The following is a 5,446-nucleotide window of genomic DNA, read 5'->3' as shown; positions in this document are numbered from 1 at the left end:
CACTCAATTGTGGAGAAGGTTGTTCTTTATGAACTGGACGCACAATCATCTGATCGGCTAAAGAGTGAGAAGATTCTGAAACAGCAGTTTGTTGCTCTTCAGCAGAAAGAGGATGAGAACTGACTAGAGGAAACACCAGACGATTCTGATTTTCTTGAGAGGGAGATACAGAAACACTAGAGACATTCTGCGCTTCTCTTAAATGACGTGGAGGACGTGGTTTAGCTGGTTGTTTTTTAGTAGGTTTACGAGAACCGGTATTTTTTCCTCTAGAAGAAGCACCTTGATCAGATAATGCAAGAGGAATCTTCGTTTTCTTGTTTACACACTGTGTTTCAGTACTCGAACGTGTCGTACCTTCAGAGGCAGAACTTAAATACCAAATTGTAGAATAACCACTAGAATCAGCACATCTTTCTCTCTTTCGTAAAACATACTGATAGGCTCCACCATCAACAGCTGTAATATAATTACCCGAAAGATCTTCCAGAGTAAAATTAGCGCCTCCTAATTTATCAGTAACTAAATTAATCTCTGTAGCCCAACCATTTTTCTGAGAGATAAGACCTGTAATTTCACGACCAGAATCTGCAACGCTTATTTTGTGATTACCCGAACCTTCATCAATCGACAAGTAATCACTTGCATCCCCCGTAGCACTAATATTGAATCGAAAATGCAAACTTCCTGAAAGTTTCTCAACATGAAGTGAAATATGTTGTGGATCATACGGTATAGAAGTAAAAATAATAGTCCCATCCTGCCCCCCTAAATCTTCAATTTCAATCTGAGGTTTTTCTCCTATATTCCGTTCACCAACCTCAAATATTGTTTCTTCAACTCTGTCCTTTATAGGAATTTTTTTCTTAGTCGTATGATTTGTCCTATCACCAGCGAATAAATAAAGTTCTCCGTGATCATTGACAATTACTTCTCCAACGACATCTTTTATACCAACATGGAACCACGACTTAGCAGAGTTGTTAACAGTCAGACCATCCACAAACCCTTCAGGATATACAACTTGAATAGCATGATCTTTCAAATTAGTAGCAAAAGATTCTCCTAACGCTAAGACGTGCTGTCTCCCATTTCCAGAGACCTCAGCATACATTGATTTTCCCCCCTCTTTTCTTTCTCCTGCATAAAGGTTTTGTTCTCCGTTATCTACCACTTTCGTATTCCAAACCCACGCTCCATCATACACATTCTGCTGTCCCACTGCTCCACTGCCACCAGAAACTGTGGATTTATATGCACTACTTTTTCTCTCCACGCTTATAAGATCAAGACCTTTTTCTTCATGAATAAACTGCTTACCTCCAAGGATTTTAGCATCTATTGCATTTCCTCCACGCGTAACTATTTGCATCCCTCCTTTTTCAATAGTGGATCCCATGGAAGTTTTTCCATTTTCAACAATTTCAACACCACCACCTTCGATCTTAACATTATTGTTGAAAAGGGTTGTAATCAGTGCTGAACCTTTTGGTACCTTCCCTCCACTTTCCACATTTTCTAATCTTTTTAACTCTTCATTCCTGTTTTCAACTGCACTTGCAACTTGTACAAGACAACTACTGATCATCAATACTGAAAAACTCAACTTATGTTTATACTGCATTATCGACACTCCACTCTCAATTATTTAGAAAAATATCCCACGGCTACGTAGGTAACTCGTCTTAGATTGTATCGTAATGTGTTTTATTTATGTTTAAAAACACTTTTTAAGTGTATTTTTTAATATAAACAACTTTAGGTTGTGTTTCTATAAAAGCCACTAGAAAGTTCTAACTTACGGCTGAAAATCTTAATAAAATTCAAATTGTTTACTTGAGTTCAAGGAACAATTTTCAATATTTGAAGTTAGATGAACAAAATGCTCGTGCCTAACGAGGTCACGTCCTTCACGGAACACAAAACGCCTTTGGATTGTACATTCACGCGCTTGTTTTAAAGAGACATCTCTCAACGCACCCGAACCCATTTCGCGACGTCATCCCATGAATGGTATACCGGTAAAGCCATTGCGTCCCCAATCTTTACGCTTATGAAGAAGCGAGCCGATATCATCATACACTTTGCCATCCTAATGTTGTGACAGCCCTTGACACTAGAGAAGATTCATAAGAAACATTTTTACTCTTTTCTTATATAGTTTTTATCCACATGTTCATCCCACTTGTGATGTGCCAAGCGAATAATTTTGATTGATTCAACATAAACAGATTTGGAATGAGAGAATCCTATGATACTCGAGACTCTCATTCAACATGCATAGAAATGAATTATTATTATAAATTCAGTATGTTGCCTTTAAAAAAGAGAGTATAAAGACATTCCTACTATTTGAGAAAGTCCCTATACTCTCGAAAAGACATAGCCGAGCGTTATCTGTTTAAGCTTGCAAAACAATTACATTTGTAAAATTAATCAGCCGTGTACACACATATTTAGAAACTATAGCGTAATCCTAAAATACCTTGAAGAGCATTCTTAATCTTATGTCCTTTTAGATAATGTGCTTCCGCATAAAGTGTTAGTTTATCATTGACCGTACCGTTTAAACCAATTCCCAATTTACCCGCACTGCCTGATAAATCTGTAATAAATTTATACTGCTTATTAATTGTCGTATAATTATTATTTATATTCTCACGCAACCAAGCTGCCATAATGTAAGCTGTTAATGAAGTTTCTGAATTCACAAAAAATTCATGTCCTGCAGTCAATCCAACTTCACTGCGGAATGAATTTAATGGGCTTAGATCACCTATCATTTCATTGGAAAGTTTTATTCTTTTACCTTCAACCTGCAAACCTGTTAGCTTGATATAAGGCTGCATCCAAGTATTCTGTGCCGGTTCAAAATAACAGCCAATCTCAAATGATCCACCTATCGCCCACTGATTGTAATGACTTTGAATAGCTAAACCATTCGTTGATATGGCTTTTAAATTATCTCGATAATAATTATATTTCAAAACACCATCCATATACCATCCACGATGATCAAAATAAGTTGCGTAAGTTCCAATGCTATAAGAGCTCAAATCACTATCACCACCTCGTGCATGAGAAACACGTGCTTGATCATAACTCCCAAAACCACCAACATACAACTCTCCATGCCTTAATTCACTCAACTGATCAGCACCAAAGACTAAACCTGTCTGCCCAAGCTTAAAGTGTGTATGGCCTGTCGCAACACGTTCTCTGCTCTTAATCCCATAAGTCCATAGTTCGATATCTTTCTTATTTCTGTCCCAAATTTTTCTACCATTCCGTACAACTTGCAACTCATTATTAAAAATAAGTCCAGGGACTACGGACAACGTTAACACTGCATCTGTAGAGGGGGTTGTTGATGTTTCACCAGGAAAAAAAGGATCTGTCGGATCTGGCATAGAAGGCTCTGGTCCACTGAGGCGGTCTGCCGATAAAAACCAAACTTTCCCATTTTCATCCTTTCTTTCTTTCAAATCATACATATAAGTTCCACCATCAATGGCGTTAATTTTGTCACCCTTAAGATCTGTCAGCGTAAAATGCGCACCACCACTTTGATCCGTAATTAAATCACGCTTATTTGAAAAAGGATCCGTGATTTCAACTCCAGAATCAGCAACACTTATTGTATGTTTCCCAGCGCCTTTCTCAACCAAGAGATAATCACCACGGTTATGGGCAATCGTAGTATTGAACGCGAAATGTAAATTTCCTGAAAGATTATTCACATGAAGCTGAGAATAATATGGATCAGAACCTGTAAACGAAAAAATAACACTCCCTTCACCACTTAATTTTTGTATCAAAGAACTTTTTCCATCAAACTCATCAGTAACAGAGTACAGTTTTGTATCTTTTCCATTTAAAATAATATCTTCTACTGTGGTGCGTTGTTGATCATTCCCAGCATAAAGATGGATCTGCCCAGAATGGTTTACCTGTGTCTTGCCTTCTAATGTTGCTCCAGCATGCACCCATGATTTTGTTTGATCATTCATTGTTAGATTCTTTACAGATCCATCAGTATATATTTCCTGAATAGCACTCTCATTTAAAGTGACTCCAATAGCCTGACCGCCTTTTAAGATACGTTGTTTACCACCACCAAAAACTTCTGTGTCAAATGCAAAACCACCATTTTTTGCACTTTGAGACTTTTTTCCAACCTCTTGGACACCGCCTCGCATAACTTTCGTATTCCAAACTTTTCCGCCATCATATACTTTTTGTTGGCCTAGTGTTTCATCTTGACCATAAATGACAGTATGAGAAGCACTACTCCCTTTAATCTCTCCTCCAATATCCCCCTCGCCGAAAACAAGCTGCTCACCACCATAAATTTTAGTCCCTTCTACTTTTCCTCCATTTCCAACACTTTGGTGTCCGCCTTCTTCAACAACAGCATTTTTCGAAAAACCTTGTTTTCCCTTCAAAGCCTGAACATTTTCAATTCCACCATGTTCAATTTTACTATTCTCACTGAGTCCTCCTGCATACACATAAAGCTCTGCACCATTCCTTACAGTGTTATTAATGGATCGCCCTGGACTATCAATCTCACCATCATTTGAAATGTATGCTTTACCTTCATTATCAAGGATATAATTTTCTAAAATTGCCCCATCTTTAATGGAGATAAGTTCAGGCTTTTTAAGAAACGCAGTATTTTGTTCTTGTGCATTATATCCAGCATTGTCACGATGACTACTGTCAAGTTCCTGTTGACTCGCAAACACTCTAGCACCCTTATCCATGATAAAATCGCTAGGCTTTTTCAAAAAGTCTAATTCATTGCGCGTTCTTACCATGGCATCATTAGAGGCTCCAAGTATGCATCTGCCTGTTTTCATATCCTCATTGTATTGATCTTGAAATACTTTATCATTTTCATAACTTGAAGATTGACAAAAAAGTGCTGTTCCCCCCTCATTTGCAGCAGCAGCTTGCACAAAACAGCTGCTCAACATGAGTATCCAACAATGTCGTTTCCATTTATATTGTAGAGCCATATCCTCCCCCTTCACGCCTGCATAGACACTAAACGTAATTAGCTCTACAAAATATATTTTCAACCTTAGATTGCAACAATCCTTCTTAAAAATCCTCCTTATCTCATAAAAAACCGTTCTTTATAGTTTTTAAATACTTTTTTGATCAAGAATATAAGAGCGCTCTTATAGTGCTTCTTTAGCATTTTCTCGGAGTTTTCTTATCAAAGATAAAAAGTAATGCATAATCAAGTATATAAGGGTATACAGTTTATCATGAACAACGAAGCTGCGTGCTCTGAAAAATTGTTCTCTGAACCTTTAATTAAAGACCTTTAAAACAATCATATATTTAAAGATAACTAAAAAATAACCATATATTTAGAAACTATAGCGTACACCTATAATTCCCTGAAGGGACTGTTTTGTTTTACGCCCTTTAATAT

2 protein-coding genes and 1 pseudogene are annotated in these 5,446 nt (G+C 37.2%); all 3 read right to left on the bottom strand.

All coding sequences use genetic code 11. From position 1 onward, the window contains the following. Positions 1 to 1,624: pertactin-like passenger domain-containing protein (locus tag ACFILN_RS08625; protein ID WP_375671308.1), on the bottom strand; the 1,624-nt coding region annotated here is incomplete at its 3' end. Between the two features lie 258 nt (positions 1,625 to 1,882). After that, a pseudogene (locus tag ACFILN_RS08620) lies at positions 1,883 to 2,117 on the bottom strand (integrase arm-type DNA-binding domain-containing protein); the annotation flags it as partial. A gap of 339 nt (positions 2,118 to 2,456) precedes the next feature. Then, complete coding sequence (gene bafA, locus ACFILN_RS08615; RefSeq protein WP_375671306.1) at positions 2,457 to 5,021, bottom strand: BafA family autotransporter; 2,565 nt, start codon at positions 5,019 to 5,021, stop codon at positions 2,457 to 2,459. Between the last annotated feature and the right edge of the window lie 425 nt (positions 5,022 to 5,446).

Origin of the sequence: Bartonella sp. CL434QHHD (assembly GCF_042195145.1) — a bacterium.
In the GTDB taxonomy this organism is placed as follows: Bacteria; Pseudomonadota; Alphaproteobacteria; order Rhizobiales; family Rhizobiaceae; genus Bartonella.
Note: the sequence above shows the minus strand (reverse complement) of the source record. Positions and strands in the feature narration are given on the sequence as shown.